We start from the raw sequence: 26,532 nt of genomic DNA, 5'->3' as shown, positions 1-26,532 counted from the left end.
AGATGTGTATAAGAGACAGGATGTGGCCGCGGCGAGTGGTGAGGCGGGTCCAGGGGCCGGAGGCGTAGAGCGCCACGGGGTCATCAGAGCGGAGAAAGCCGAGGCTGACGGCCGCAAAGGCGGCGCCGGCAGCGGTTCGGCGTTCGATTTCGGGGATAGCGCGGCCCCAGACCTGCGATCGCACACGGTGCACGATCAGCTCACCGGTGTCGGGCGGCAGCGCGGCCGCGACCTCGGAGATACCGGCCTCTGCCGACTTCTCGAGGATGGCTGCATCGACCACCCCGAGCGTCTTCCAGCCGCCCCGCGGGGGCGAGATACCGGCCCACGCCATGAAACCCTCCGCCGGCGGCAGAACAACCTCGACCGGGCCGACGGCACCGTTCACCGTCACCGACAGCAAAGCGAGCCGGTCGAGCAGCGCTCGGATCGAGACGATCTCGTCGAACTCGATCTCTTTGTCGGCCAGAGCGAAGGTGCGAAGCCCCAACACCGTCGGGGCTTCGTCGAGCAGGCCCTTGGGCGCGAGCACCGAGGCGTAGACCGCGAGCACACCGAGCCCGCCGATGACCCGCACCGAACCGGTGCCCACGCGCGCCGCGCGGCCGAGGAAGACCTTGAGGTCGCCCAGCGAGAGCGCGTCGACGAGAGAGAATGATTGAACCATCAGCTTCTAAACTACAGAAGGTGGCGGCTCGGTGCGGCATCGAGGGCGCCGGTTGCACACAGTGAGTAGGAGACGATATGACTGACCCCCTGAGCGGCATGCTCACGGCGCTGAACATCACCGACACGGGAGCACGTACCAACGAAGACATCTTCACCGGTCCGTCGGAGTGGACACCGCTCGGCCGCGTGTTCGGAGGCCAGGTTCTGGCGCAGGCCATCGTCGCCGCCGACCGCACCGTCGATGACTCTCGAATGGTGCACTCCACCCACGGCTACTTTCTGCGGCCCGGCGACGTGCGGCTACCCATCACATTCTCTGTCGAGCGCATCCACGACGGGCGGTCGTTCTCAACCAGGCGAACCCAGGCGTACCAGAACGGCTTGCCGATTCTGTCGATCATCGCGTCGTTCCAGAACGAAGACGAGGGGCTCGACCATCAGGCAGACATGCCCACGGGCATCCCAGAACCTGAGACGCTCCGAAGTGCAGACGACATCGTTGCACAAATCGATCACCCGCTGGCTCGTGGGTGGGCGCACCGCAGGCCGTTCGACATTCGGTATGTCACCTCACCGGTGTTCTTCGAGGCCGACCCTGCGCACGTTGCCCACCAGGCCGTGTGGATCAAGAGTCTCGGCCCACTGCCAGACGACCCGACGCTTCACCGCGCTGCACTCGCCTACGCGAGCGACTACACGATTCTCGAGTCGGTGCTGCGCCGGCACGGTGCAACCTGGGCCAGCCCCAGCCTGAAGATGGCCAGTCTCGACCATGCCATGTGGTGGCATCGGCCGGCCCGCGCCGACGAGTGGCTTCTGTACGTGCAAGAGTCACCGAGCGCGAGCGGTGGCCGCGGCCTGTCACTCGGCCGCATGTTCTCCCGCGACGGAACCCTCGTGGCAAGTGTGGCCCAGGAGGGAATGATCAGGTTCTCGCCGGCCGGAGTCAGCGCCGCGAGCTGAAGACCACGGGCTCGTCGGTGTAGAGCACCCACGCCGCACGCTCGGCCTCAGTCATGCGCCGGGGCCGCTGGCTCGCGGTATCGACGAGCACGAGGGTGGTGGATGCCCGGGTGAACAGTGTGCGGGGCTCGTCGCCCTTCGGGCTCCACACCTCGTAGAACACCTCGAGGCTCGCGCCGCCGAGGTGCCCTATCCACAGTTCGATGTCGAGGGGCCGCCTGACGTACGGGATCGACACGAGGTATTCGACGCTCATGCGCGCGATGACCATCATGGTCTCGTCGCCGGTACTGCCGTCGAGCACAGCCATACTGTCGTCGATCGGGGGCGCCACTGACGCTTCGGTGTACTCAGTGGTGCGCCAGAACGCGTGAACGCGCGCCTCTTCGAAGAATCGCAGCATCGACACGTTGTTCACATGACCGTACGCATCGAGATCTGACCAGCGCATGCTGGTGGGTACGGTGAGTCTCACAGGTCAGTCGCGGGTCAGCTTGCGGTAGGCCGAACGGTGCGGCTTCGCCGCGTCGGGGCCGAGCCGCTCGATCTTGTTCTGCTCGTACGACTCGAAGTTGCCCTCGAACCAGTACCACTTGGCGGGCTCGTCTGCGCTGCCCTCGTACGAGAGGATGTGGGTGGCGATGCGGTCGAGGAACCACCGGTCGTGTGTGATGACCACAGCGCAACCGGGGAATTCGAGCAGGGCGTTCTCAAGGCTGCCGAGGGTCTCGACGTCGAGGTCGTTTGTCGGTTCGTCGAGCAGCAGCAGGTTGCCTCCCTGCTTGAGGGTGAGGGCGAGGTTCAAGCGGTTGCGCTCACCGCCCGACAGAACGCCGGCGGCCTTCTGCTGGTCGGGGCCCTTGAACCCGAACGTCGACACGTAGGCGCGTGATGGAATCTCGGTCTTGCCGACCTGAATGTAGTCTTGCCCGTCGGAAACGACCTCCCACAGGGTCTTCTTCGGGTCGATACCACCACGGTCTTGGTCGACGTACGAGATGTCGACCGTATTGCCGATGGTCAGTTTGCCCGAGTCGAGCGGTTCGAAGCCCACAATGGTCTTGAACAGAGTCGACTTACCCACGCCGTTCGGCCCGATGACGCCCACGATGCCGTTGCGCGGAAGCGTGAAGCTGAGGTCGTCGATGAGAACGCGGCCATCAAAACCCTTGTGCAGTTTGTCGGCGTCGATGACCTGCGAGCCGAGGCGGGGGCCCACGGGGATGACAATCTCTTCGAAGTCGAGCTTTCTGGTGCGCTCGGCCTCGGTGGCCATCTCCTCGTAACGCGCGAGACGCGCCTTCGACTTGGCCTGGCGGCCCTTCGCGTTGGAGCGAACCCACTCGAGCTCTTCGGCGAGACGCTTCGAGAGCTTCTGGTCTTTCTTACCCTGCACCTGCAGGCGCTCTTGCTTCTTCTCGAGGTAGGTCGAGTAGTTGCCCTCGTAGGGGTAGAGCTTGCCGCGGTCGACCTCGGCGATCCACTCGGCCACGTGGTCGAGGAAGTACCTATCGTGTGTCACGGCGAGAACGGCACCCGGGTACTTCGCGAGGTGCTGCTCGAGCCAGAGCACGCTTTCGGCGTCGAGGTGGTTAGTGGGTTCGTCGAGCAGCAGCAGGTCGGGCTTCTGCAGCAGGAGCTTGGTGAGCGCCACACGGCGCTTCTCACCACCCGAGAGGTTGGCGACACTCGCGTCTCCCGGCGGGGTTCGGAGGGCATCCATGGCCTGCTCGAGCTGCGAGTCGAGATCCCACGCGTCGGCCGCGTCGATGTCTTCTTGCAGGTTGCCCATTTCGGCCAGCAGTGAGTCGAAGTCGGCGTCGGGGTCGGCGAGCGCGGCAGAGATCTCATTGAAGCGATCGATCTTGCCCTTGATCTCGCCCACGCCCTCTTGAACGTTCTCGAGCACGGTCTTCGTCTCGTCGAGTTCGGGCTCCTGCATGAGGATGCCCACCGTGTAGCCGGGGCTCAGGATGGCGTCACCGTTGCTCGGTGTATCGAGCCCCGCCATGATCTTCAGAATGGTCGATTTGCCGGCGCCGTTCGGCCCCACCACGCCGATCTTCGCGCCCGGGAGGAACGCCATCGTCACGTCGTCGAGAATCAGCTTGTCGCCCACAGACTTGCGGGCGCGCACCATGGAATAAATGTATTCGGCCATGGTTACCAGTCTATTGTGCGGGTCTCACCGATCAGGCACTTGCCGGTGCCGAGCAGCGGCGTGACGAGGCTGTGGTACTGCCCGAAACCGTACTGCCCCACGAGGCACGACCCGTTCACAGCGATCGAGAACTGAATGGAGTCGGCCTTCACCCCCACGGTGGTGATATCGGGCGTGACCTGCATCGATGCGATGCCGAAGCCGGCGTCACGCAACGCCGAGGTGAACGCCTTACCGTCGGGAGTCTGCCCGGCCGCCGTGCTCGACGCTATGAGCCCCGTGTTCACGTGGTCGAAGTAGGGCAGGTTGTCGGCAGCGGTACCACTGGGCACGATGACGGGGGCAGCAGTCGGCGCGCTCGTCGCGGCACCCGTCGCGGTGGAGGCCGCCGTCGTGGCCGGGGCCGGGGAGGGTGTTGCCGACGTGCACGCGGCGAACATGATGACGGCGGCAGCACCGAGAGCGAACGCCGCCCCCACACGAAACAACGGCCGAGGCATGAGATCTCCATTGGGGCTAGACGTGGTGGGCAGTGAATGGAACAGACGTGCCGCAGAGCCGAGGCCCTACCGACCGCTTGAGTCTAGAGGAGCAGTGTTGGAAGAAACCTCAGAATCTGCTGACCCCTCGCCCGGGTCTGCTTCATCATCAGGCAGAAAGGCGTCGCCGGAGATACCGGGAACAGCCCAGCTGTCGGCCGGGCGGCTGGCGGCACTCTGGCTGACCGGCGCGCGCTCACTCATCGATGAGGAAGGCACACTCTCTGAGAGCGACTTGGTGAAGAGCGAATTTCCCCACGCCAGGTCGTGGCCCACCGTCTCTGCCTCGATCTCGATCGTCGTTCCCGACTTCTCGCCGTTCTCCCACTCGCGAATGCGAATGCGCCCGGCGGTGACCACGCGGTCGCCCTTCTGTACCGACACCGCCAGATTCGACGCGAGCTGGCGGAAGGCCGTCACCGTGTACCAATTTGTACCCATGTCGACCCAGGTCTGGCGATTCTTGTCGAACCGCCGCTGGCTCGAAGCGAGCCGGAAGCTCGTGATGTCGAGCCCCTCCGAAGTGGTGATGTGACGCGGGGCCGTAGCCACGACGCCGGTGAGTGCAATGCTGTCGGTCACGATTTTCTCCTGTCTCACGGCTGCTCGAGCGCTGCCGTGCACCGAGTCTGGCTCGGCGCGTCAGCGCTGGGGCAGGCCAGAGCGACATCTGGGGAGAGCATCCATCGCCCGCTCAGTGTGAGCGACAAGCCAGGTTCAGCTCAGCGGCCGGAACGAGCTACGCGGCCCTGACATACGGTGCATAGGCCTTTCGCACCTTCGCCACCTTCGGCAGTGCGACCGCCATGCAGTAGCCCTGGCCGGGGTTCTTGGCGAAGAAGTCCTGGTGGTACGCCTCAGCCGGGTAGAACTCAGCGAGGGGCTCGACCACTGTCACGATGTCTCCCTCCCACAGGTCGGCGGCTCGCTCGACGCTCTCCTCGAACAACTCTTTCTGCTCGGCCGAGGTGAAGAACATGGCCGAGCGGTACTGGGTGCCCACGTCGTTTCCCTGGCGATTGAGCTGGCGCGGGTCGTGCAGGGTGAAGAACACGTCGAGAATCACGTGGGCCGGGATCACACCGGGGTCGAAGGTGACGGCGACGACTTCAGCGTGACCCGTGCGCCCAGTGCACACCTGCTCGTAAGTGGGGTCGGGGTTCGAGCCACCGGTGTAGCCCGAAACGACGTCGGTAACACCGTGCAGAGTGCGGTAGACGGCGTCGAGACACCAGAAGCAGCCGCCGGCGAGAACAAAAGTTTGCATGCCGTCAAGCCTACGACCGCTGCCGGGCGGGCGGCCAGGCCAGTGTCAGTGGTCGCTCGTACGGTTGGCACAACACCATCGACCGGGCCGGCGACGAACGCAGAACACCGAACACCGAACACCGACGAAAGAGGCACCATGCACACCATTCAGGTTCGCCCGGCACTGTGGCGAGTCGTTCGAACAGACGGTTCACTCGCGGGGTACATCGAGCAGGTGCCGGTCGCCGACAGCGCACGGTTCGAGGCACGCCGACTCGTGGCATCCACCCGTCGGCAGAACACCGTGGGCGACTTCTCGAGCATCGACGACGCCGTACTGTGCTTCGGCTGAGCCGCGCGGGGCTACCGGATGCCCAGCTGAAGACTCGCCTCACACCGTGCGTTTCGTGCCACGGTTTAGCCTGCGGCCGGAGGTAGTCTTCCCCCATGGAATGGTGGAGCAACTTTCTCAACTGGGCGAACACTGACGGTGGCGCCTTCGTATTGACAAGCGTGGCCGTGCCCGCCGTGTCGATTGTCGTGGCGGGCCTGCTGGCATCGCTGATAGCCAGCGGCTCGATCAAGCGCTTGCTGACCAGCCGCGACCGCGAGCTCAAGGTGGCTGCCATCGGCGCACTCGTCGATGCAGCCGAACAGGCCTCCGTCTGGAACTCGCTAACGCCCCAAGAGCAGATACTCGCCGACCGCGCCACCGGGCAGGCCGACATCCAGGTGCGACTGCTGCCCATCAAGGGCGCATCGGTCGCCGCAAACTGGGCCGCGCACTCGCTCGCCGAGATGAAGCGCAACTCGGCGACGTTCGGCTACCAGATCGAACCTGCGGTGATCCAGTTCCGCGACCAGCTGGTCGACTGGCAACACCGTCCGGGTCGCACACGCCGCAGCTTCCAGAGCGACCTCGACCGTTGGCAGGCCCAGTCAGGCGACACCGAGCGCACTCTTCAGCAGCAGCAAGAAGCGTGGGTCGCTCAGCAACACCACGAGCAGTACGCAGCTCCCGTGGCTCCTGTTCCGGCTTCGAATTCGACTTCGACTTCGACTTCGGCAGCCGAATCGACCCCAGCCGTTGCCCCGACCGCATACCAGGCTTCGGCCTACGCGACGCCGGCTGCACCCCGCGCGAACACCGGCACCCTCGACACACAGCGCGTGCTGAGCGACGTCGACGCGCTCGAACGCCAGATCGACTCCGGCAACGCCCGATCGGCGTCATAGCATCGATCGCGCCGTCGGCGCGAAAGTCAAGAACTAATTAGTGCTGCTCAATCATCGCCAAAGCGTTCGGTCGGGGCTAGGTTGTAAAAACTTGGCGCCGACACACGTCGGCCGTGAATGGGGTGTTCATGACTCAGCTCGACGACCGCGAAAAGGACACACCAGACCCAACGCACGTTCCGCGTGACTTCTCCCACGAACAACAGGGGTTCCAGCACGGGCTGAAGCCGCGCCAGGTGCAGATGATCGCCATCGGGGGCGCCATCGGCACCGGCCTGTTCCTCGGCGCGGGCGGTCGTCTGGCCGGCGCCGGCCCCGCGCTCGCCATCGTCTTCGCCATCTGCGGCGTGTTCGCGTTCTTCATCCTGCGGGCACTGGGCGAACTCGTGCTGCATCGCCCCTCGTCGGGCTCGTTCGTCTCCTACGCTCGCGAATTCTATGGCGAGAAGTTCGCCTATGCCGCGGGCTGGATGTATTTTCTGAACTGGGCCATGACCTCGATTGTCGACGTCACCGCCGTTGCCCTGTACGTGCGCTACTGGTCTTTCTTCACCTCGGCACCACAGTGGCTCCTCGCCCTGATCGCCCTGGCCGTGGTTCTCACCCTCAACCTCGTCTCGGTGAAGGTGTTCGGCGAGATGGAATTCTGGTTCGCCCTCATCAAAGTGACCGCGCTGGTGGCGTTTCTCATCATCGGCATCGTCTTTCTGGCCGGCCAGTTTCCGGTTCACGTCGGCGGCCAGACCCTGGCACCGGGCCTGTCACTGCTTCAGAGCAATGGCGGCATCTTCCCGAATGGGCTGCTTCCCGTCGTGATCGTGGTGCAGGGCGTCGTGTTCGCCTACGCCGGTATCGAGTTGGTGGGCACCGCGTCGGGTGAAACGCAGAAAGCCAAGGAGGTCATCCCGAGGGCCATCAATACCGTCATTCTGCGCATTGCGGTCTTCTACGTCGGGTCGATTGTGCTGCTGTCACTCCTGCTGCCGTACACCGCGTACTCAGCAGGCCAGAGCCCCTTCGTCACGTTCTTCTCCAGCATCGGCAGCACCGACGTGGGGCTCATCGCCGGATCGATCATGAACTTCGTTGTGCTCACCGCCGCCCTCTCGAGCCTCAACGCCGGGCTCTACTCCACCGGGCGCGTTCTGCACTCGATGGGCATGAACGGCTCGGCCCCGAAGTTCACCACGAGGATGAACAAGAGCGGGGTACCGTTCGGGGGCATCCTGCTCACTGCCAGCATCACCCTGCTGGGCGTGGGCCTGAACGCCATAGCGCCGAGCCAGGCGTTCGAGATCGTACTGAACGTCTCAGCACTCGGAATCGTCGCAGGCTGGGCCACGATCATCCTGAGCCAGATGCGGCTACGCACATGGGCGAAAGAAGGCAAGCTCGTGCGGCCGCAGTTCAGGCTGCCAGGGGCGCCCGTGACCGCCTGGCTGACGCTGGTCTTTCTGGCGGGTGTGCTCGTTCTGATGGCGATCGACTACCCGATCGGAACCTTCACCGTCGCATCGCTGATCATCGTGATTCCGCTGCTCATTCTCGGCTGGTACCTCTCACGCGGCAAGATTCTCGCCATCGCCCAGGCTCGCGAGGGTATCACCGGCCCGTTCCCCGTCATTCCTGCCCGGCAGGCAACGGATGCCCTGCGGGACAAGAGCGCGCCCACTCCGCCCGACGAGAAATAGCAGGCGGGCGTAGTAACATCGTGAAGTTGCCTCTGTAGCTCAGTGGATAGAGCAGCGGCCTTCTAATCCGCTTGTCGTAGGTTCGATTCCTACCAGGGGCACTCCGCCCGCGCCGTTCGCCCTCCCTCGGGAATCGCCACCGTTGCTGACGCGCTTGGGCGAACAGTGCGTAGGCTGACCTGAGGGGTGTGACGCAGAAGTCCATCGGCTGAGGGGGAAGTCATGACTGTTCGATCGGCTGGATTGACGATCGCAGTGATCGCAGTTCTCGCGTTGAGCGCCTGCGCAAGCGCGAACGGGGGTTCAGCCGGAGCCACACCGGCATCCAGCTCCGCGAAGATCGAGCTCGCCCTGTCTGAGACCTGCACTGAGGCTACGAGTGCGACGTGCGTTTTGATCAACGGCGAAAGTTTGGTGACACCACCCGATTTCACGGACGCGGGGGTGAAAGACGCCGCTGTCGATGAAAGCAACGGGCAGAGTCTGGTGCACGTAACATTCACCGGCGAAGGCAGCACGGTTCTGAGCACGCTCACCACACAGGCCGTCGCGGCGGGATCAACCGCTCGACTCGTCATGAAGGCCGGCGAGAAGATCATCGGTGCCCCTGTCGTGCTTGCCGCCATCGAGAGTGGCGAGGTGTCGATCATCGTCTCGCCGGGAGAGAACGCCGCCGACCTCGTCGATGCAATCCTCGGGCACTGAACAAACACTCCGATTTCTCCGACAGAAGACGTAATGCGTTCATCCGTTCCGATTCCAGACAATCCCTGGCCACACGACATGCTCATCACCGTCGATGACGAACCGAACGCCCTCATCGAGCTGCTCTGGATACGCGAAGCCTGCAACCTGCAACCGACCGGGTTCGATCTCCCTCCGCTTCTGTCTGACACATCGGTCGGCGAGCACCCCGACGCCCGCGCGTCGGCTGATCAGATCGCAGAGTGGCGCAACGCCTGGCCCGCCCTCTGGAAGGCCTGCCTCGACCACGCCGGCCGGGTGCACGATGAGAAACTGTTCGAAGAGCTGCGCGAAACGCCAACTGGCTCGGCCGAGCGCGCCGAACTGCTGCGAACCCTGGTGGGCCCTGACTGGCGCGACACATTCGGCGATGACGCCATCACCCCGAAGTACGCAGCGTGGAACAGAGCGAACTTCGAGGCCCTCGCCCGAGGGCACTCGCGCCCTCTGAACGAACACCCCGAGCGACTTTCGGTCGACTCGCTCAGCGCAGCGTGGAGGGCAGGGCTCACCACGGTCGTGGTGGTTCCCTGCGTTGGCACCTTCACCCGTGACATCGGCCCGCACTCGCTCCTTGTCACAGCCGAGACACGCGACGACCCCCGGCATTACAGCGAAGCCCTCAACCAGTTTCACCGAGCTCGTCGCTGAGCCGGTGCTGGATGCCCGGCTCCACGCATCCAGCAGGGAAGCATCCTGAGCCACCCACGGCCGCAGACAACAGTTCGGCGCAACGCAAAAACCCGATCAGGCTTGGGCCTGAGGCGTCACGAAATCACCGTTCGTGCGTCTTCCTCAGTGGAAGAACTCATCGGCGCCTGCTCTACGCAGCCGTCTCCGGTGACAACCGCACAGAGGAACCGGTGTGACCAACACTTTCCGGTCGATTTCAGCTTCGACATCTGCAGCCGAGCAGTGGGGGCCTGCCACGAGCTGGGAGTGCCCTACATCTCAGCCGGATGGGATTCGAGTACCACCGAAGCCCACACCGCGAGCAGGCAGCTCAGCATCGCAATGCCGGTCGCCCAGCTCGAAGCATCCCCGTTGAGAGTGCCGGTCTTCACGCCCGGGCTCTGGAGATCATCCGGAACAGCCATCGTGACCCCACTCTCGACCCTCAGACTCTGAGCCGACAGTTGAGCGTCTCGACCCGGCACCTTCAGCGGGCGTTCCAGAGCAATGGCGACAGCGTCGCCAGCGCCGTGCAGGCCGCGCGCGCCCGCACTGCTGCCGACTATCTCGATGATCGCCAGACTCCGAAAATCAGCCTCACTGCGTTAGCAACACTGTGCGGGTTCTCGTCGAGTCACGGGCTGCGGGCCGCGTTCAAGCGCGTCTACGGTGACCTGCCCTCGCGCTACCCGGCCTCGGCCTGACAGGGCCGCACGCGCCTCGTGCGGCGTGCGGCGTGCGGCGTGCGGCTAGTCTCGGGGAATGCCCCAGAACCAGCGCACGCCCGTGCAGAGCGCGCCAGCCCAGCCGTGACAGACGCTCTCGAGCGAAGCCTCGACATTCTTGCCTGCCCACTCTGCGGAGGCTCATTCGGCACCAGCACATTCGGCACCAGTACCTTCGGCGTCGGCAGCCGATCGCTGCGCTGCGAGAACGGCCATGCCTTCGACATCGCCCGGCAGGGCTATGCCTCGCTCACCATCGGCGGCGGCCCGCACCACCACGGCGACACCGCCGAGATGGTTGCTGCCCGCGGCCGGCACCTGGCGCGCGGGCACTACGCGCCCATCGCCGACGCGATCGCGAAGGCCTTCGCCGAGCACGCGAACACCAGCACCAGCACGGGCACGGGCAACGGGCCATCCGGTTGGTGCGTCGAGCTCGCCGGCGGCACGGGCTACTACGCGGCACACGTACTCGACGCCCGGCCCCGGATGCACGGCCTCACCCTCGACGTCTCGAAGAACGCTGCCCGCGCCGCTGCCCGCACCCACCCCCGGCTCGCTTCGGCCACCGGTGACGTGCGCGCACTGCTGCCGATCGCCTCAGCCCAGGTCGACCTGGTGCTGAGCATCTTCGGCCCGCGCCGCGGCGACGAAGTGGCGCGGGTGCTCGCAGCAGACGGCGAGGTGATTGTGGTCACGCCTCGAGAAGCGCACCTCGCGCAGCTGCGCGAACGTTTCGCGCTGCTCGCCATCGGGGCAGACAAGCAGGCGCGGCTCATCGAAGCCATGCAACCGCTGCAGCCCGCCGGCACCGTCGACCTCGACTACGTGGTCGATCTCACTCCCGCCGACGTGGTCGACTCCATCATGATGGGGCCGAACGCGTTTCATCGCGAACGAGCCGACATCGAGGAGCTGGCACGGGCTCTGCCCGACACACTGTCGACGAGCGTCGCAGTGACGATCAGCCGTTTTCGGCACTGACGAGGGAGCCCCGACCACCCGCCACCGACACTGATCAGCGATCGACCAGCGCCTGTCGGTCGCCCGCCCTATGCTGGCTGCCATGAAGATCACCACCCCGTCAGCGGCCACCCCGTCAGCGGCCGCGCCAGGAGCACCGGCAACACCGGTCACACCGGCAACACCGGCCGCCGACAGCCATGACCTCATCAGGGTTCGCGGCGCGCGCGAGAACAACCTGAAGAACATCGACCTCGAGCTGCCCAAACGCCGGCTGACGGTCTTCACCGGCGTCTCGGGCTCGGGCAAGAGCTCATTGGTCTTCGGCACCATCGCTGCAGAGTCGCAACGGATGATCAACGAAACGTACAGCGCCTTTCTGCAGGGTCTCATGCCCACGCTCTCCCGGCCCGACGTCGATGTACTCGAGGGCCTGACCACGGCGATCATCGTCGACCAGGAGCGCATGGGGGCGAACTCCCGCTCGACCGTCGGAACGGCGACCGACACGAACGCACTGCTTCGCATCGTGTTCAGTAGGCTCGGGCATCCGCACATCGGCTCACCGCAGGCGTTCTCGTTCAACGTGCCGTCGGTGAGCGGCGCTGGGGCCGTCACCATGGAGAAAGCCGGTCGCACGGTGAAGGAGCGGCGAAGCTTCACCGTGACGGGTGGCCAGTGCCCGCGCTGCGAGGGCATGGGCACAGTGAACGACATCGACCTCGCGCAGCTGTTCGACGAGACGAAGTCGCTCAACGAGGGCGCCCTGACCATTCCCGGTTACACCGCCGACGGCTGGGGCGTTCGCATCTTCACCGGCTCGGGTTTTCTCGACGCCGACAAGCCCATTCGCGACTATTCAGCAAAGGAACGCGACGACTTTCTGTACCGCGAACCGGTGAAGGTGAAGGTCGGCGACATCAACATGACGTACGAGGGGCTCGTGCCCAAGGTGCAGAAGTCGTTTCTGTCGAAAGACCGCGAGGCCATGCAGCCGCACATCCGCGCGTTCGTCGACAGAGCAGTCACCTTCACGACCTGCCCCGAGTGCGGCGGCACGCGCCTCAGCGAGGCGGCCCGGTCATCACTGGTCGGCGGTATCTCCATCGCCGACGCGTGCGCGATGCAGATCAGCGACCTCGCCGAGTGGGTGCGGGGACTTGACGAGCCGACGGTCGCTCCCCTGCTGGGCGGGCTTCTGCAGACCCTCGACTCGTTCGTCGAGATCGGGCTGGGCTACCTCTCTCTCGACCGCCCGGCCGGCACGCTCTCGGGCGGCGAGGCCCAGCGCACGAAGATGATCAGGCACCTCGGTTCGTCGCTCACCGACGTCACGTACATCTTCGACGAGCCGACCATCGGGTTGCACCCGCACGACATCGAACACATGAATGCGCTGCTGCTGCAGCTGCGCGACAAGGGCAACACCGTACTCGTGGTCGAGCACAAGCCCGAGATGATCGCCATCGCCGACCATGTGGTCGACCTCGGCCCAGGGGCCGGCACCGGCGGCGGCGAGGTGTGCTTCGAAGGAACCGTCGACGAGCTGCGCGCGAGCGACACGCTGACCGGCCGGCACCTCGACGACCGCCATTCGGTCAAGGCATCGGTACGCACCTCGACGGGCGCGCTCGAGATTCGAGGGGCGAAGACGCACAACCTGACGGGTGTCGATGTCGACATTCCCCTCGGCGTGCTGGTGGTCGTCACCGGCGTGGCGGGCTCGGGCAAGAGCTCGCTGGTGCACGGCTCGATTCCGGCCGGCGCGGGGGTGGTCTCGATCGATCAGGGCGCCATCCGCGGCTCCCGGCGCAGCAACCCTGCCACCTACACGGGGATGCTCGAACCCATCCGCAAGGCTTTTGCCAAGGCCAACGGCGTGAAGCCCGCCCTGTTCAGCGCGAACTCCGAAGGAGCCTGCCCCAATTGCAACGGCGCCGGAGTGATCTACACCGACCTCGGCGTGATGGCCAGCGTCTCACGAGTGTGCGAGGTCTGCGACGGAAAGCGGTTCGACGCGCAGGTGCTCGAGTACCACCTCGGCGGCCTCGACATCAGCGAAGTTCTCTCCCTGTCGATGGTCGACGCCGCGGCGTTCTTCGGCGAAGGTGAGGCGCGCACTCCGGCCGTGCACACCATTCTCGCGCGTCTCGTCGACGTGGGCCTGGGCTACCTGAGCCTCGGGCAGCCCCTCACCACGCTGTCGGGTGGCGAACGCCAGCGCTTGAAGCTTGCGAACCAGATGGCGGAGTCAGGCGAGATCTACGTGCTCGACGAGCCCACCACGGGCCTGCACCTCGCCGATGTCGAGCAGCTGCTCGGCCTGCTCGACCGGCTGGTCGACTCTGGCACCTCGGTCGTTGTGGTGGAGCATCACCAGGCCGTGATGGCGCACGCCGACTGGATCATCGACCTCGGCCCCGGGGCAGGCCACGACGGCGGGCGCATCGTCTTCGAGGGCACACCGGCAGACCTCGTGGCCGGGCGGCAGACCCTCACCGGCCAGCATCTGGCGGCCTACGTCGGGTCACGCCCACCAGCAGCGTGACCGCTGTCAGCAGCTCCCATACGATGATCGAGTAGACCGAGCCCCGTTCGAGCACGCCGTCAGGCAACAGTTTCAGGCCCGGTGTGTAGTAGCCGAGTTCGAGCAGTACGAGTGAGGCGAGGCCGAGCATCCCGAGCCCGGTGCTCACGACGCGGTACCAGGTGGGGGTACCGCGTGCCGTCGAGCCGAGACCGGCCACGACGACGGCCACGTTTCCGGCCACGATGGCAAGGCCCGCTCCCCCGACGTGCAGCACTTCGAGCCCGGCCGCGGTACTGGCCTGGCTGCCATGGAAGACGCCGACCAGAACGATTCCCACCGAGTGCAGTGCCGCGAGCACGAGGAAGGTGCGGCGAGCGCCGCCGGTGACCGCCCGCGTGAGGAGAATCGCAGCGGTGATGAAGAGGATGCCCTGCGCCACGAAAGCGAGATTGACCAGGTCATGCAGTGGCGAGTCGATGGTTCGCCCCTGAAAGACGCCCACCTCAGGCACACCGAGGTCACTGATGTAGTTCGTGGCGTAGCTGTACCCGGGGAATGCTGCCGCGGCGGCGGCCTCGGCAGCGACGTAGGCGAGGCCCGCTGCGGCCCAGAGCGCAGCAGCGGCGAGCGCGGGCCGTCGGGCGACAGCGACAGCGACAGGCCGAGCGGACGAAAGCGACATCGGTGCTCCTCCCCTGTGCCGTCTCGGAACGCTACTTCTTATTGGCCCGCTTGGCATGGTTGAACGCGATGGCCTCGCGAACGAGAGCCTTCAGCCCCTCTTCGTCGATCACATCGCCCTCGGCCAACTCGTACGAGCGACGCTGGTTGCCGCCCAGTTCGCCGTTGAAGAGACCTGTGGCGTCGGTGATGAGGGCGCCGTACATGAAGCCGAGCTTCACCTTCGTCTTGAAGATGTTGCCCACGACCAGAATGCCGTCGAGCTCCCAGACGGGCGCGCCCATCCACTTCCACTCTTCGACGATGCCGGGGTCGACCTCGCTGATGATGCGGCGGGCATTCGCCAGTGCGGCCCCACGCCAGTCGGGGTGGGTTCTGATCAGGTTGTCGATCTCTTCTGCGGGAGTCACGAGCACCTTCCTTCGGTCGCCTTCATCATACGAGCAGGCACCGCGGTCACGATGACGAGGTGCGACCGATCATGCCGGCGAGCACGGAGGGTGCGGTGGCCTGCCGCGTCACGAGCTCGGCGGTCACCCGCCCCTCGGCCAGAGTGAAGATGCGGTTCGTCATGATCAGCAGCTCGTCGAGATTGTCGGAGGCCAGCAGCACGGCAGTGCCGCCAGTGGCGAGTTCGACGATGAGGTCGCGCACAGCGTGCAACTGCTCGCCCTCGAGCGAGGCGGTGGGGTGATCGAGAACGACAACGACGGGGCGCGCCTCGAGGGGCTGGTCGAGCCACAGCTTCAGGGCATCCACATGCCGCCTGGCGCCCGCAGACCACCCGCCGTCTGCCGCCGCTGCGGCGGCGGCGCGGTTGCCGACGAGCGCCGAGATTCCGCCGAGGCCGAACGCGGGCGACGCCGTCTCGTAGTCGCGATGCCGGTCGACCAAGCCGAAACGTGCCAGCCTGCCGAGAAGCGACGGCGAGACGCGTGACGGAATGCCGCCCAACAGTTTCAGGTCGTACCGCAGGTTCGCGCTCGTCGAGAGCCCCACCCCACCCGCAACCGACTGCTGCGGGGTCTCGGCCACCAGGGGGCTGCCGTTCACGAGCATGGTGCCGGTCACGCTCGAGCTGTACGAGCGCGCGAAGAGGCTGAGCGCCAGCTCGGCGATACCCGAACCGGCAAGTCCCGCCAGCCCGACGATCTCACCGCGACGGGCGTTCAGCGACACATCCCGCACTACAGCCGTGTCTGAATCGACCACGTGGTAGGCGCTCCACCCGGCGATCTCGAAGACCACGGGCCCGGCCTCACGCGTCTCGTGCAGCGGGCGCGGCGACACCCGGATGTTCGCTGTCATGTGTTCGATCAACCGCGCCTCAGAGGGCCGCCCCTCGAGCATCGACACCGTTTCGACGACCTCGCCGCGCGACAGCACGCTCACGTTCTGGGCAACCTGCGTCAGCATGTCGATGCGGTGCGTCGCCACCACCACGGTGACCCCGTCAGCAGAGAGCCGCCGGATGCCGGCTGCCACCAACGCGAGGCCCGCAGCGTCGAGACCCGTGAACGGTTCGTCGATCAGCACGACTGTTCGCTGGGCCACCACGCAGCGCACCAGCTCTACGACCTGGCGTTCGGCACGCGACAAGCCCGACCCGGGTGACCGCGGATCGACCGTCGCCCCGAGACCGAAACGGGTGAGCAGCTCGGCGGCGTTCGCGTTCAACCGGTCGAATCGAATGAAACCGCCCACCGACTTCTCGTGTCCGAGGAAGATGTTCTCTGCCACCGAGGTGTGCGGAACGATGGCGGGTTCGCCGCGCAGCACCCGCACGCCGAGTGTTTCGGCGGCGCGGTACCCGTCGAAGCGGCGAGGCTCACCGCCGATGCGGAGAACACCCTCGGTGACCGGCAGAAAGCCGCCGATCACAGCGAGAACCTCGGATGCCCCCGAGAGGTTTTCGGCCAGAATGCCGTGCACGGCCCCCGCGGGCACCGCGAACGACACAGCACGAATGCCCGTGCCGGCCGACGACCTCGCCGAGACAGAGCTCAGGTGAAGTGCGAGGCCAGACACGGGCATCCGCTGTCACTCAGTGTTCGCAGCGCGATCAGTGCGATCGGCTGGCGATCAACGCCCGCCGGAGCGGCGCTTGTTGTACACGTCGAACGCAACGGCCAGCAACAGCACGAGGCCCTTGACGGCTTGCTGCCACTCGATGCCGATGCCCATGATCGACATGCCGTTGTTCAGCACACCGATGATGAGACCACCCACGATGGCACCGCCGATGGTACCGATACCGCCGGTCACCGCCGCGCCACCGATGAAGGCGGCCGAGATCGCCTCGAGCTCGAACCCGTCGCCGGCCTTCGGGCCTGCGAGGTTTAGCCGGGCAGTGAATACCAGGCCGGCGAGTGCGGCCAGGAAGCCCATGTTCACGAACAGCCAGAACGTCACGTTGCGGGTCTTGATACCCGACAGCTCGGCTGCGTGCAGGTTGCCACCGATGGCGTAGATGTGGCGGCCGAACACCGAGCGGGTCATGACCAGCCCGTAGATGAGCACCAGCACGGCGAGAATGATCAGCGTGACGGGGATGCCCTTGAACGTGGCGAGCGCGTAGGCGAACAGGCCGACGACGATCGCAACCAGAACCAGCTTGCCCACGAACCAGCCGAGCGGTTCGACAGCCTGCCCGTAGCTCTGCCGGCCGCGGCGCGTACGCACCGACTGCACGATGAATGCGACGATGGCGATAATCGCAACGCCCATGGTGAGAGGGTCGACGGCGAAATCGCCGAACAGGTTCGTCAGGTAACCGTTACCGATCGAGCGGTACAGCTCGGGGAACGAGCCGATGTTCGCGTTGCCGAGAACCACGAGCGCGAGCCCTCTGAAGATGAGCATGCCCGCCAGCGTCACGATGAACGCTGGGATTCCGACGTACGCGATCCAGAACCCCTGCCAGGCACCCACCACGGCACCGATCAGCAGCGAAAGAATGATCGAGAGCCACCACGGCAGCCCCATGTTCACTGCGAACACGCCCGAGACGGCACCGATGAAGGCCGCAACCGAACCCACCGACAGGTCGATGTGGCCGGCCACGATCACCATCACCATGCCGATAGCCAGAATCAGGATGTACCCGTTCTGCACGATGAGGTTCGAGACGTTCTGCGGCCGCAGCAGCACCCCATTGGTCAGGATCTCGAAGACCACGACCACCAGCACGAGGGCGATGAAGATACCGTTCTTGCCCAGGTCGCTCAGTACGTGGGTGATCGCGGTGGTGAATCTGTTCTCGACCGGATTGACCCGGCCGCCTGCTGCCGTGTCGTCGGCCGGCTTCGTTTCGAGGTTGGACATCAGGCTCGTTCCTTTTCCATGGTCATGTACTTGATCAGCGTTTCGGGGGTGGCCTCTGCAATAGGCACTTCACCGGTGATGCGGCCTTCAGCGAGCGCGTAGATGCGGTCGCAGATGCCGATGAGCTCGGGTAGTTCACTCGAGATGACGATCACGCCTTTGCCTTCGGCTGCGAGGCGGTTGATGATCGTGTAGATCTCGTATTTGGCGCCCACATCGATGCCGCGGGTGGGCTCGTCGAGAATCAGCACGTCGGGGTCTGAGTAGATCCACTTGCTGAGTACGACCTTCTGCTGGTTGCCACCGCTCAGCTTGCCGACCTTCGCCAGTACCGAGGGTGCCTTGATGTTCATCGACTTGCGGTAGCCCTCAGCCACCTTGAACTCTTCGTTGTCGTCGACGAATCCGCCGCGCTCGAGCTTCTTCAGCGACGCCATCGAGATGTTGCGCTTGATGTCTTCGATGAGGTTGAGCCCGTAGAACTTGCGGTCTTCGGTGGCGTATGCCAGACCATTGTCGATGGCCTCCGAAACCGTGCGGGTCTTGATCTCTTTGCCGTTCTTGAAGACCGACCCTGAGATCTTGGTGCCGTACGAGCGCCCGAACAGACTCATCGCGAACTCGGTACGACCCGCGCCCATCAGACCAGCGATACCGACGATCTCGCCGCGCTTCACGTTGATGTTCACGTTGTCGACCATGACGCGAGTCGGGTCTTGCGGGTGGTACGCGGTCCAGTTCTCGACGCGCAGAATCTCGTCGCCGATGTGCGGCGTGTGATCGGGGTAGCGGTGTTCGAGGTCGCGACCCACCATGTCTTTGATGATGCGGTCTTCGGTGACGTCGATCTTGGCGATGGTCTCGATGGCCTTGCCGTCTCGAATGACCGTCACCGTGTCGGAGATCTTCTTGATCTCGTTCAGCTTGTGGCTGATGATGATCGACGTGATGTTCTGCGCCTTCAGCGAGAGAATCAGGTCGAGCAGGTGATCACTGTCTTCATCGTTCAGGGCGGCGGTCGGTTCATCCAGAATCAGAAGCTTCACTCGTTTCGAGAGCGCTTTGGCAATCTCGACGAGCTGCTGCTTGCCCACCCCGAGTTCGCGAACCTTCGTGGTGGGGTTCTCCCTGAGGCCCACGCGGGCGAGGAGCTTGGATGCCTCGATGTTGGTCTTGTTCCAGTCGATCAGGCCGAAGGCGCCCGTGATCTCGTTGTTCAGAAAAATGTTTTCGGCAATCGACAGGAACGGGCTGAGCGCCAGTTCCTGGTGGATGATCACGATGCCTTTGGCCTCGCTGTCACGAATGTCGCGAAACTCCATTGTCTCGTTCTCGAAGACGATGTCGCCTTCGTAGGTTCCGAACGGGTACACGCCGCTCAAGACCTTCATCAGCGTGGACTTGCCTGCGCCGTTCTCGCCGCAGATCGCGTGCACCTCGCCGCGGCCGACGTCGAGCGTCACGTTCTGCAGCGCCTTGACGCCCGGGAACGTCTTCGTGATGCTGCGCATTTCCAGGATATTGGTGGTCACAATATCTCTTCCTTTATAAGTGAGCGGGGTGATGCGTAAGGGGTGCGGCCCGGCCCGCTGGTGACAGCGGACCGGGCCGAGTGGGGGTGGTTCAGACTAGCCGTTGACCTGAGCAGCGGTGTAGTAGCCACCGTCGATCAGAACGCTCTTGACGTTGTCTTTGGTGACCGTGACCGGCTGCAGCAGCTGGGCCGGAACGACCTTGATGCCGTTGTTGTAGGTCTTCGTGTCATTCGTCTGAGGCGTTGCCCCGGTGAGAACAGCGGTGGCCATGGCTACAGCAACCTTCGCGAGCTCGCGAGTGTCTTTGTAGATGGTCGAGTACTGCTCGCCGGCGTTGATGGCCTTGACCGAGTCGAGCTCAGCGTCTTGACCGGTGATGACGGGGATGTCAGCCGTGGTGTACCCAGCAGAGGTCAGCGCCGAGATGATGCCGCGCGACAGGCCGTCGTAGGGCGACAGGATGCCGTTGACCTTCGTGGTGCCGTTCGAGTAGGTCGACGTCAGGATGTTCTCCATGCGCGCCTGAGCGGTGGCCGGGTCCCAACGCAGTGTTGCCACCGTGTTGAAGTCGGTCTGGCCGCTCTTCACAACGAGGGTGCCATCGGTGATGTACGGCTTCAGGGTGTCCATCGCGCCATTGAAGAAGAACGTGGCGTTGTTGTCGTCGGGGCTACCGGCGAACAGCTCGATGTTGAACGGGCCCTTGGTGCCGGTCTTGTTGCCACTGGCGTCGAGAACCTTCAGCCCGGTGAGCAGCGAGGTAGCCTGCTCGACTCCGACCTTGTAGTTGTCGAAGGTCGCGTAGTAGTCCACGTTCGGCGAGTTGCGAATGAGGCGGTCGTACGCGATGACCGGGATGTTGTTGTCTTTGGCGTTCTGCAGCGTGTTCGTCAGCGTGGTGCCGTCGATCGAGGCGATGATCAGGGCCTTGGCGCCCTTGGTGATCATGTTCTCGAGCTGAGTGACCTGGGTGGGGATGTCATCTTCTGCGTACTCGAGGTCGACGGTGTAACCGGCTGCCTCGAGCTGCTGCTTGATGTTGTTTCCGTCAGCGATCCAACGCTCACTCGACTTGGTGGGCATTGCGACGCCGATGAGGCCGCCGGCGCCGGCTGCTGCGCCTCCGGTCGACGACGACGGCGATGAGCTGCCGCTAGAGCAGGCGGCCAGTGAGACAACCATGGCGGCTGAGGCCAGGAGAGAAAGTACAACCTTCTTCTTCACAGTATTTCCTTTCAATTCGTGCTTGGACTTCGTTGTTCAGCAGATGCTGTGATTCCAGCGGACATCGGTGCGAGGTCGCGCAGGCTTGTGTCTCGTCAGCGACGAGAAGTGGGGAGGGCAGATTGTCCGTAGACGTTCTGGTAGCGGTCGAAAAGGGCGTCGATCGCTTCTGGGGCAATCGGCAACGGGGTGCCGAGTTGCCGGGAGATGTGCACGGTGCGGGCCACATCTTCGGCCATCACCGCGGCTTTCACGGCGTCTTTGGCATCGGCGCCGATAGTGAATACACCGTGGTTCTGCATCAGAACGGCACGCGAACGGTGACCGGTGAGCGTCTCGACGATGGCCACGCCGATGGAATCGTCGCCGATGATGGCGAACGGGCCGACAGGAATCTCTCCGCCGAACTCGTCGGCCATCGCGGTGATGACGCACGGGATGGCCTCACCCCGTGCGGCCCACGCCGTGGCGTACGTGGAGTGCGTGTGCACAACGCCACCGACCTCTGGCATGTGGCGGTACACGTAGGCGTGCGCCGCGCTATCGCTCGAGGGCGAACGGTTCGACCCCGGAGTCGCTTCGATGACGACACCGTCGAAATCGCAGAGAATCATGTTCTCGGGGGCGAGGTCGTCGTAACTCACACCACTGGGCTTGATGATGAAGAGATCGGCACCCGGCACCCGGGCCGAGATGTTGCCGCCCGTCCAGATGACGAGCTCGTAGCGAGTGAGCTCGGCGTGCAGACGAGACACCTCAGCGCGAACACGCGCAATGGTGACCTCAACTTCAGCGCCGTAGTTCACGTGCGGACTCCTTCGTCACAAATTGCGGTTGGGTCAGGCGATTCACGCCGGGGAACCCCAGATGTGACCGTTCATGTGAACGTTCACTTTGGGCTGAACTCATTGAGCCACACGGCAATGCGCGCTGTCAAGCCGCGGTTATCACAGTTCGGTAACCGCGCTTGCCGCGCGCGCCAGACACGCCCGTCGGGCGAGCTCGATCAGCGGGCAGGCGGCGCTGTGCTCGAGCGCACGAGCAACTCGGGAACGAGCTCAGAAGCCACGCCCGTCTCATCCGCGCCACCGTTCAGCAGCAGCGCCACACAGCGCCGCCCCAGCTCGGCGAAGTCTTGACGCACGGTTGTCAGCGGCGGCCAGAAGTGCCGCGCTTCGGGAATGTCGTCAAACCCGACGATGCTGATGTCACCGGGCACATCGAGGCCAGCATCCCGAATCGCATGAATGAGACCCAGGGCCATCTGGTCGTTCGAGGAGAAGATCGCCGTGAAGTCACGCACGCGCAGAAGCTCACGGCCGGCAAAGAAGCCGAACTCGGCGGTCCAGTCTCCGAGAATAGGAGCCGTCGCCGGCACGTCGTGGTCAGACATCTCGGTGAGAAAGCCGTGCATGCGGGCTTCGGCCTCGATCCAGTCCTGCGGGCCCGCGAGGTGATAGATGTCGCGGTGCCCCAGCTCGATGAGGTGTCGGGTAGCCAGCCGCGCACCGAGAATCTGATCGACAGACAGTGCGTGGTCAGTGGTGCCGTTCGACTGCAGAGTGACAATGGGCACCGTGAGGTTCATCTCGCGAAGCGTGTTGAAGACCCGCACCTGTGGCGCAATGACCACCACGCCCTCGACGGCCTGGTCGAGCAGATGGTTGAGGCCGCGTTCGATGGATGCCCGGTCGCCGCTGTCGAGCGTGACCGTGTTGACGAAGTACCCTTCGTCGCGCGCCGCGTGCTCGATGGCTGCAATGCTGGAGGCTGGGCCGTACTGGGCGCTCGACGCCGAGAGAATGCCGAAGGTGCGTGAGCGGCTCGTGACGAGCATGCGAGCGGCCCGGTTCGGCCGGTAATGCAGCTCGTCGATGACCTCCTGCACACGCTGGCGGGTCTCGTCGCGAAGACCGGTGGCATTGTTGAGCACGCGTGAGACGGTCTGGTGCGAAACACCTGACAATCGGGCGACATCGCGGATGCTCGGCGCACGCTCTGGGCGGGGATCAGCTGCCATGAGGGCCTGTCTCTGCAAACGAATGGGTGTCGCGGCCCAGTGTCACGCCAATGTGAACGTTCAACCAAAATGGTACGCTCGCCCATTATGTACCGTTCGCATGGGGCCGTTCTCCCAAGGTGACTGTCACATGTCACAAATGTGACAGTCACTCGTGAGAATTCTCTCAGTATCGTCAATCAGGTAAGGCTGCCATCGTGAGTTACACCCCACCTCCACTCGAGCCGAACGAACCCGGAGATCCGAAGAAACCGAGCACGAGCAGAATCGCCATCTGGATCGGAGTTGCCGCCGTGGGTGCGTACTTTCTGATCAATGGCATCGTGGGCATCATCTCTGCTAACCACTGAACACCGGGTACCCACCATGCACATGAGACTCGAACTGATTCCGCTGCCCTCGAGCGATATCGACCGCAGCATCGCCTTCTACGTCGACAGAGTGGGGTTTCTGCTCGACCACGACGTGCAACCCGGCAATGGCATGCGCATCGTGCAGCTGACGCCGCCCGGTTCGGCCTGCTCGATCGTCATCGGGGTGGGCATGGGTACGGCTGGAGGCCCACCGGTGCACGGCATCCACCTCGTCGTCGACGACGTCGATGCGGCCCGGGCCGAGTTGGGCGGGCGGGGTGTCGACGTCTCCGACGTCAGCGACATGGGTGGCGGAGTGCGTTACGCCTACTTCAGCGACCCCGACGGCAATTCGTGGGCTCTGCAGCAGCTTCCCGGCTGACCCGGCGCACGCCGCGCACCCTCGGCTGAGGCCGCGGGGCCCGGGCTACGCCGCGGCGCTCAGCCCGCGATGGCGTTCAACTTCTCGAGGGCATCCGGTGCCAGCTCGAGAGCGGCACCCGCCACGTTCTCGCGCAGGTGAGCGACCGACGAGGTGCCCGGAATGAGCAGGATGTTCGGCGAGCGCTGCAGCAACCACGCCAGCGCCACGGCCATCGGTGTCGTCGACAGCTGCTCGGCGACGTGGCTGAGCGTGTCGGACTGAAGCGGCGTGAACCCGCCGAGCGGAAAGTACGGCACGTAGGCGATACCCTGCGCGGCGAGCGAATCGATGAGTGCGTCGTCGGCGCGGTTGGCGATGTTGTAGAAGTTCTGCACGGTCACGACGGGCGCAATGCTCTGGGCTTCGGCGAGCTGGGCGGCATCGACGGTGCTCACGCCGAGGTGCCGGATGAGCCCCTCCTGCTGCAACTCGGCGAGCACGGTGAACGGCTCGGCGAGCGAACCGGGTGCGGGGGCGTCGAACCCGCCCACCCGCAGATTCACAACCTCGAGCGCGTCGAGACCGAGATGCTCGAGGTTGTCGTCGACGGCCTTGCGCAGCTCGTCGCGTGACAGAGCCTTCGGCCAGTTGCCTTCGGCGTCGCGCAGCGAACCGACTTTCGTGACGAGGTGCAGGCCCGCGGGGTAGGGGTGCAGGGCCTCTTTGATGATCTCGTTGGTGACATACGGGCCGTAGAAGTCAGACGTGTCGATGTGGGTGACGCCGAGCTCGACGGCCGCCCGCAGCACGGCGACGGCGCCCTCGCGGTCGGCCGGGGGCCCGAAGACGTGCGGGCCCGCGAGCTGCATGGCGCCATACCCCATGCGGGTGAGGGTGGGGCCGCCAGCGAGGGTGAAGGTGCCGCCGGGGAGAGCTGTGGATGCCATGGGTGTCCTGTCGTCGATGGGCGCGGCCCCGGCTTCGCCCGAGTCGCTGCTGCCACTCTCCTCCTTGCGGCTGGGAGCAGCCGGTCGTTGTGCCGCTGCGTCGTCGGCCACCGGGCAGCTCTCATCCGTGGGCTCCTCGCCCACGACGCCGTCGAGCTGCTCGCGCAGCAGGTCTGCGTGCCCGAGATGGCGCGCGGTCTCCTCTATGAGGTGCAGCAGAATCCAGCGCAGCGAGAAGCCACGCCGCGCCGAAACAACGTCGAGGTCGGCAGCGGAGGCCACGACGGCGTCACAGCGCTGCGATTCGGCCGTGTAGTCGGCCAGCAGCGCGGCCATCGTGGTTGCCGCGGGCACCCGCCACTCGGCGTCGGGGTCGTCGTCGCTCCAGTCGTACTCAAGCCCCTGCTCGCCCGCGAAGACGTCGCGCAGCCACGAGCGCTCGACGTTCGTGAGGTGCCGCACCAGCCCGGGCAGGCTCATGCCGCTCGGGGTCTGGCCCGAGCCGGTCGCGGGGGCGCCATCACCGGTGGTGAGCAATGCGGCGCCGAGCGCGTCGGTGGGTGCATCCCGCAGCTTCCAACAGACCAGATCGCGCTGGCGCTGCAGCATGCCGACAATGCTCGTGCGCTCGTCTCCCCGGTGCGCCGGCTCGGTGACACCGAACCGCACACCGTTCGCCGTTCCGCTTGCCTCATCCATGCACGACATCATGCCAGCGGGCAGCTCCCGGCCGCGCACCACCGCCGCACCGTGACGCGGTGATGCCGCCGGATAGACTTGGGCGCATGAGTGCACAAACAGACCGCTTGGTCTGGATCGACTGTGAAATGACCGGGCTCGACCTCGCCGTCGACGAACTCGTCGAAGTGGCGGTGGTGGTCACCGACTTCGAGCTGAACCTGCTCGACCCCGGATTCACCATCGTGATCAAGCCCGACGACTCGGCCCTCGAGCACATGAACGACTTCGTGCGCACGATGCACGAGACGTCGGGGCTCGACAAGCTGATTCCGAACGGCGTGAGCCTGGCCGAGGCCGAGTTCGAGGTGCTCGAGTACATTCTGAAGTTCGTTCCCAACGAGCTGAAGGCGCCGATCGCGGGCAACACCATCGGCACCGACCGCATGTTTCTCGCGAAGTACATGCCGCGGGTCGACGCCCACCTGCACTACCGCAGCGTCGATGTCTCGTCGATCAAAGAGCTCGCGCGCCGCTGGTTTCCGCCCATCTACTTTCACGCCCCCGCAAAAGACGGCGGCCACCGTGCACTGGCCGACATTCTCGAGTCGATTCGCGAGCTCGAGTATTACCGCAAAGCCGTGTTCGTACCCGCTCCCGGGCCCGCTTCGGCAGACCTGAAAGTCATCGCGGCCGAGGTTGTGGCAGAGTTCGCCTCAAAGCTGTAATAGAATCGTCTGGTTGCCGTGTTCGCATGGCACATGGTGGGTATAGCTCAGTTGGCAGAGCGCCTGGTTGTGGTCTAGGAGGTCGCGGGTTCGAGCCCCGTTACTCACCCCACCGAGTGAATGAACGAGTGGTCCGGTTCGCCGGGCCGCTCGTTTTTTCGTGAAAGGGGCTTCCGGATGCTCGACCTCGACGAAGACGCGTTCGAGACCCTGGTCGTGGCCGAACTCGACCTGCTGCCCGATGACATGATCGACGGCCTCGACAATGTCGTCTTCGTGGTCGAAGACCGCCCAGAAGACGGCTCGCTCGACCTCCTCGGCCTCTACGACGGAGTCGCCCTCACCGAGCGCGGCCAGTACGGCTTCGGCGAGATGCCCGACCGCATCGTGCTCTACCGCGAACCACTGCTCAGCATCTGTGCAGACCTCGACGAACTGCGCGACCAGATCCACATCACTCTCGTGCACGAGATAGCCCACTTCTACGGAATCGACGACGCACGCCTGCACGACCTCGGCTGGGCGTGATTGCGGGTT

The 26,532-nt window shown here is 64.8% G+C and carries 29 protein-coding genes, 2 tRNA genes and 1 pseudogene; 16 read left to right on the top strand and 16 right to left on the bottom strand.

What is annotated here, in order from left to right; all coding sequences use genetic code 11:
- Window positions 1-667: hypothetical protein (locus QN358_RS13185; protein WP_323512649.1), on the bottom strand; the 667-nt coding region annotated here is incomplete at its 3' end.
- A gap of 77 nt (window positions 668-744) precedes the next feature.
- Here QN358_RS13185 and QN358_RS13180 point away from each other — a divergent pair.
- Window positions 745-1,632 (top strand): acyl-CoA thioesterase, encoded by an 888-nt coding sequence (locus QN358_RS13180; RefSeq protein ID WP_136641581.1) that lies wholly within the window; start codon window positions 745-747, stop codon window positions 1,630-1,632.
- On the opposite strand, the gene QN358_RS13175 is transcribed toward QN358_RS13180, so the two are convergent.
- The 5 genes from QN358_RS13175 to msrA form a co-directional block, all read right to left on the bottom strand.
- The gene (locus QN358_RS13175) at window positions 1,616-2,107 is read right to left on the bottom strand and encodes an acyl-CoA thioesterase (protein ID WP_136641580.1); all 492 of its coding nucleotides are present in this window, start codon (window positions 2,105-2,107) and stop codon (window positions 1,616-1,618) included. The genes QN358_RS13180 and QN358_RS13175 overlap by 17 nt on opposite strands.
- Window positions 2,108-2,110: 3 nt before the next feature.
- On the bottom strand, window positions 2,111-3,793 hold the full coding sequence (gene ettA / locus QN358_RS13170; protein ID WP_136641579.1) for an energy-dependent translational throttle protein EttA: 1,683 nt from the start codon (window positions 3,791-3,793) through the stop codon (window positions 2,111-2,113).
- 2 nt (window positions 3,794-3,795) lie between these two features.
- On the bottom strand, window positions 3,796-4,293 hold the full coding sequence (locus tag QN358_RS13165; protein ID WP_136641578.1) for a DUF6993 domain-containing protein: 498 nt from the start codon (window positions 4,291-4,293) through the stop codon (window positions 3,796-3,798).
- A gap of 66 nt (window positions 4,294-4,359) precedes the next feature.
- Window positions 4,360-4,914 (bottom strand): single-stranded DNA-binding protein, encoded by a 555-nt coding sequence (locus QN358_RS13160; RefSeq protein ID WP_136641577.1) that lies wholly within the window; start codon window positions 4,912-4,914, stop codon window positions 4,360-4,362.
- Window positions 4,915-5,071: 157 nt separating this feature from the next.
- Entirely contained in the window at window positions 5,072-5,599 is a 528-nt protein-coding gene (gene msrA / locus QN358_RS13155; protein WP_136641576.1) for a peptide-methionine (S)-S-oxide reductase MsrA, read from the bottom strand.
- A gap of 138 nt (window positions 5,600-5,737) precedes the next feature.
- Here msrA and QN358_RS13150 point away from each other — a divergent pair, with 138 nt between their 5' ends.
- The 10 genes from QN358_RS13150 to QN358_RS13105 all read left to right on the top strand — a co-directional run bounded on the left by QN358_RS13150 (window position 5,738) and on the right by QN358_RS13105 (window position 14,159).
- Window positions 5,738-5,932, top strand: coding sequence for a hypothetical protein (locus tag QN358_RS13150; RefSeq protein WP_136641575.1), 195 nt, complete (start codon window positions 5,738-5,740; stop codon window positions 5,930-5,932).
- Window positions 5,933-6,027: 95 nt separating this feature from the next.
- Window positions 6,028-6,816 (top strand): hypothetical protein, encoded by a 789-nt coding sequence (locus tag QN358_RS13145; protein WP_201799248.1) that lies wholly within the window; start codon window positions 6,028-6,030, stop codon window positions 6,814-6,816.
- Window positions 6,817-6,944: 128 nt separating this feature from the next.
- Window positions 6,945-8,507 carry an amino acid permease gene (locus QN358_RS13140; RefSeq protein WP_136641574.1) on the top strand — a complete coding sequence of 521 codons (1,563 nt, stop codon included), beginning with the start codon at window positions 6,945-6,947 and terminating at the stop codon, window positions 8,505-8,507.
- A gap of 28 nt (window positions 8,508-8,535) precedes the next feature.
- Window positions 8,536-8,608: transfer RNA gene (locus tag QN358_RS13135), tRNA-Arg, on the top strand.
- Window positions 8,609-8,729: 121 nt separating this feature from the next.
- Window positions 8,730-9,212 (top strand): SecDF P1 head subdomain-containing protein, encoded by a 483-nt coding sequence (locus QN358_RS13130; protein WP_136641573.1) that lies wholly within the window; start codon window positions 8,730-8,732, stop codon window positions 9,210-9,212.
- 33 nt (window positions 9,213-9,245) lie between these two features.
- A complete protein-coding gene (locus tag QN358_RS13125; RefSeq protein ID WP_237280298.1) occupies window positions 9,246-9,902 on the top strand; it encodes a hypothetical protein in 657 nt (218 codons plus the stop codon).
- A gap of 288 nt (window positions 9,903-10,190) precedes the next feature.
- A complete protein-coding gene (locus QN358_RS13120) occupies window positions 10,191-10,379 on the top strand; it encodes a hypothetical protein (protein ID WP_161580375.1) in 189 nt (62 codons plus the stop codon).
- Between the two features lie 8 nt (window positions 10,380-10,387).
- A complete protein-coding gene (locus tag QN358_RS13115; protein WP_161580374.1) occupies window positions 10,388-10,627 on the top strand; it encodes a helix-turn-helix domain-containing protein in 240 nt (79 codons plus the stop codon).
- A gap of 105 nt (window positions 10,628-10,732) precedes the next feature.
- A complete protein-coding gene (locus QN358_RS13110; RefSeq protein ID WP_136641571.1) occupies window positions 10,733-11,632 on the top strand; it encodes a putative RNA methyltransferase in 900 nt (299 codons plus the stop codon).
- An 82-nt stretch (window positions 11,633-11,714) separates the two neighbouring features.
- Entirely contained in the window at window positions 11,715-14,159 is a 2,445-nt protein-coding gene (locus QN358_RS13105) for an ATP-binding cassette domain-containing protein (protein ID WP_136641570.1), read from the top strand.
- Here QN358_RS13105 and QN358_RS13100 read toward each other — a convergent pair.
- The 8 genes from QN358_RS13100 to QN358_RS13065 form a co-directional block, all read right to left on the bottom strand.
- Entirely contained in the window at window positions 14,107-14,823 is a 717-nt protein-coding gene (locus tag QN358_RS13100; RefSeq protein ID WP_136641569.1) for a DUF998 domain-containing protein, read from the bottom strand. The two genes, QN358_RS13105 and QN358_RS13100, sit on opposite strands and share 53 nt — an antisense overlap.
- A gap of 31 nt (window positions 14,824-14,854) precedes the next feature.
- Window positions 14,855-15,232, bottom strand: coding sequence for a DUF1801 domain-containing protein (locus tag QN358_RS13095; RefSeq protein ID WP_136641568.1), 378 nt, complete (start codon window positions 15,230-15,232; stop codon window positions 14,855-14,857).
- Between the two features lie 46 nt (window positions 15,233-15,278).
- Window positions 15,279-16,856, bottom strand: coding sequence for an ATP-binding cassette domain-containing protein (locus tag QN358_RS13090; RefSeq protein ID WP_323512648.1), 1,578 nt, complete (start codon window positions 16,854-16,856; stop codon window positions 15,279-15,281).
- Between the two features lie 48 nt (window positions 16,857-16,904).
- On the bottom strand, window positions 16,905-18,146 hold the full coding sequence (mmsB, locus tag QN358_RS13085) for a multiple monosaccharide ABC transporter permease (RefSeq protein WP_136641566.1): 1,242 nt from the start codon (window positions 18,144-18,146) through the stop codon (window positions 16,905-16,907).
- Window positions 18,146-19,678 carry a multiple monosaccharide ABC transporter ATP-binding protein gene (gene mmsA, locus QN358_RS13080; RefSeq protein ID WP_136641565.1) on the bottom strand — a complete coding sequence of 511 codons (1,533 nt, stop codon included), beginning with the start codon at window positions 19,676-19,678 and terminating at the stop codon, window positions 18,146-18,148. The genes mmsB and mmsA overlap by 1 nt, the downstream gene beginning before the upstream one ends.
- 96 nt (window positions 19,679-19,774) lie before the next feature.
- The gene (chvE, locus tag QN358_RS13075; protein ID WP_416351993.1) at window positions 19,775-20,863 is read right to left on the bottom strand and encodes a multiple monosaccharide ABC transporter substrate-binding protein; all 1,089 of its coding nucleotides are present in this window, start codon (window positions 20,861-20,863) and stop codon (window positions 19,775-19,777) included.
- Window positions 20,864-21,000: 137 nt separating this feature from the next.
- On the bottom strand, window positions 21,001-21,711 hold the full coding sequence (locus QN358_RS13070; protein ID WP_323512646.1) for an L-ribulose-5-phosphate 4-epimerase: 711 nt from the start codon (window positions 21,709-21,711) through the stop codon (window positions 21,001-21,003).
- 200 nt (window positions 21,712-21,911) lie between these two features.
- A complete protein-coding gene (locus tag QN358_RS13065; protein ID WP_323512645.1) occupies window positions 21,912-22,925 on the bottom strand; it encodes a LacI family DNA-binding transcriptional regulator in 1,014 nt (337 codons plus the stop codon).
- A 197-nt stretch (window positions 22,926-23,122) separates the two neighbouring features.
- Here QN358_RS13065 and QN358_RS13060 point away from each other — a divergent pair, with 197 nt between their 5' ends.
- Both QN358_RS13060 and QN358_RS13055 read left to right on the top strand, forming a co-directional pair.
- Window positions 23,123-23,275, top strand: a complete 153-nt coding sequence (locus QN358_RS13060; RefSeq protein ID WP_161580373.1) for a hypothetical protein — start codon at window positions 23,123-23,125, stop codon at window positions 23,273-23,275.
- 16 nt (window positions 23,276-23,291) lie between these two features.
- Window positions 23,292-23,660 carry a VOC family protein gene (locus QN358_RS13055; RefSeq protein WP_323512644.1) on the top strand — a complete coding sequence of 123 codons (369 nt, stop codon included), beginning with the start codon at window positions 23,292-23,294 and terminating at the stop codon, window positions 23,658-23,660.
- Between the two features lie 59 nt (window positions 23,661-23,719).
- Here the strand turns inward: QN358_RS13055 and QN358_RS13050 are convergent, their stop codons facing one another.
- Entirely contained in the window at window positions 23,720-24,589 is an 870-nt protein-coding gene (locus QN358_RS13050; protein ID WP_323512651.1) for an aldo/keto reductase family oxidoreductase, read from the bottom strand.
- A 159-nt stretch (window positions 24,590-24,748) separates the two neighbouring features.
- Window positions 24,749-25,198, bottom strand: a pseudogene (locus QN358_RS13045) (DinB family protein); the annotation flags it as partial.
- A gap of 176 nt (window positions 25,199-25,374) precedes the next feature.
- On the opposite strand from QN358_RS13045, the gene orn reads away from it, so the two are divergent.
- The 3 genes from orn (at window position 25,375) to QN358_RS13030 (ending at window position 26,523) form a co-directional block, all read left to right on the top strand.
- The gene (gene orn / locus QN358_RS13040; RefSeq protein WP_323512643.1) at window positions 25,375-25,995 is read left to right on the top strand and encodes an oligoribonuclease; all 621 of its coding nucleotides are present in this window, start codon (window positions 25,375-25,377) and stop codon (window positions 25,993-25,995) included.
- Between the two features lie 36 nt (window positions 25,996-26,031).
- A tRNA-His gene (locus tag QN358_RS13035) sits at window positions 26,032-26,107 on the top strand.
- A 65-nt stretch (window positions 26,108-26,172) separates the two neighbouring features.
- A complete protein-coding gene (locus QN358_RS13030) occupies window positions 26,173-26,523 on the top strand; it encodes a metallopeptidase family protein (RefSeq protein ID WP_136641559.1) in 351 nt (116 codons plus the stop codon).
- Window positions 26,524-26,532: the final 9 nt, after the last annotated feature.

This window comes from Subtercola sp. RTI3, from assembly GCF_035018625.1.
Lineage (GTDB): Bacteria > Actinomycetota > Actinomycetes > Actinomycetales > Microbacteriaceae > Subtercola > Subtercola vilae.
The sequence above is the reverse complement of the archived record's forward strand: the minus strand, read 5'-3'. Positions and strand labels throughout refer to the sequence as shown.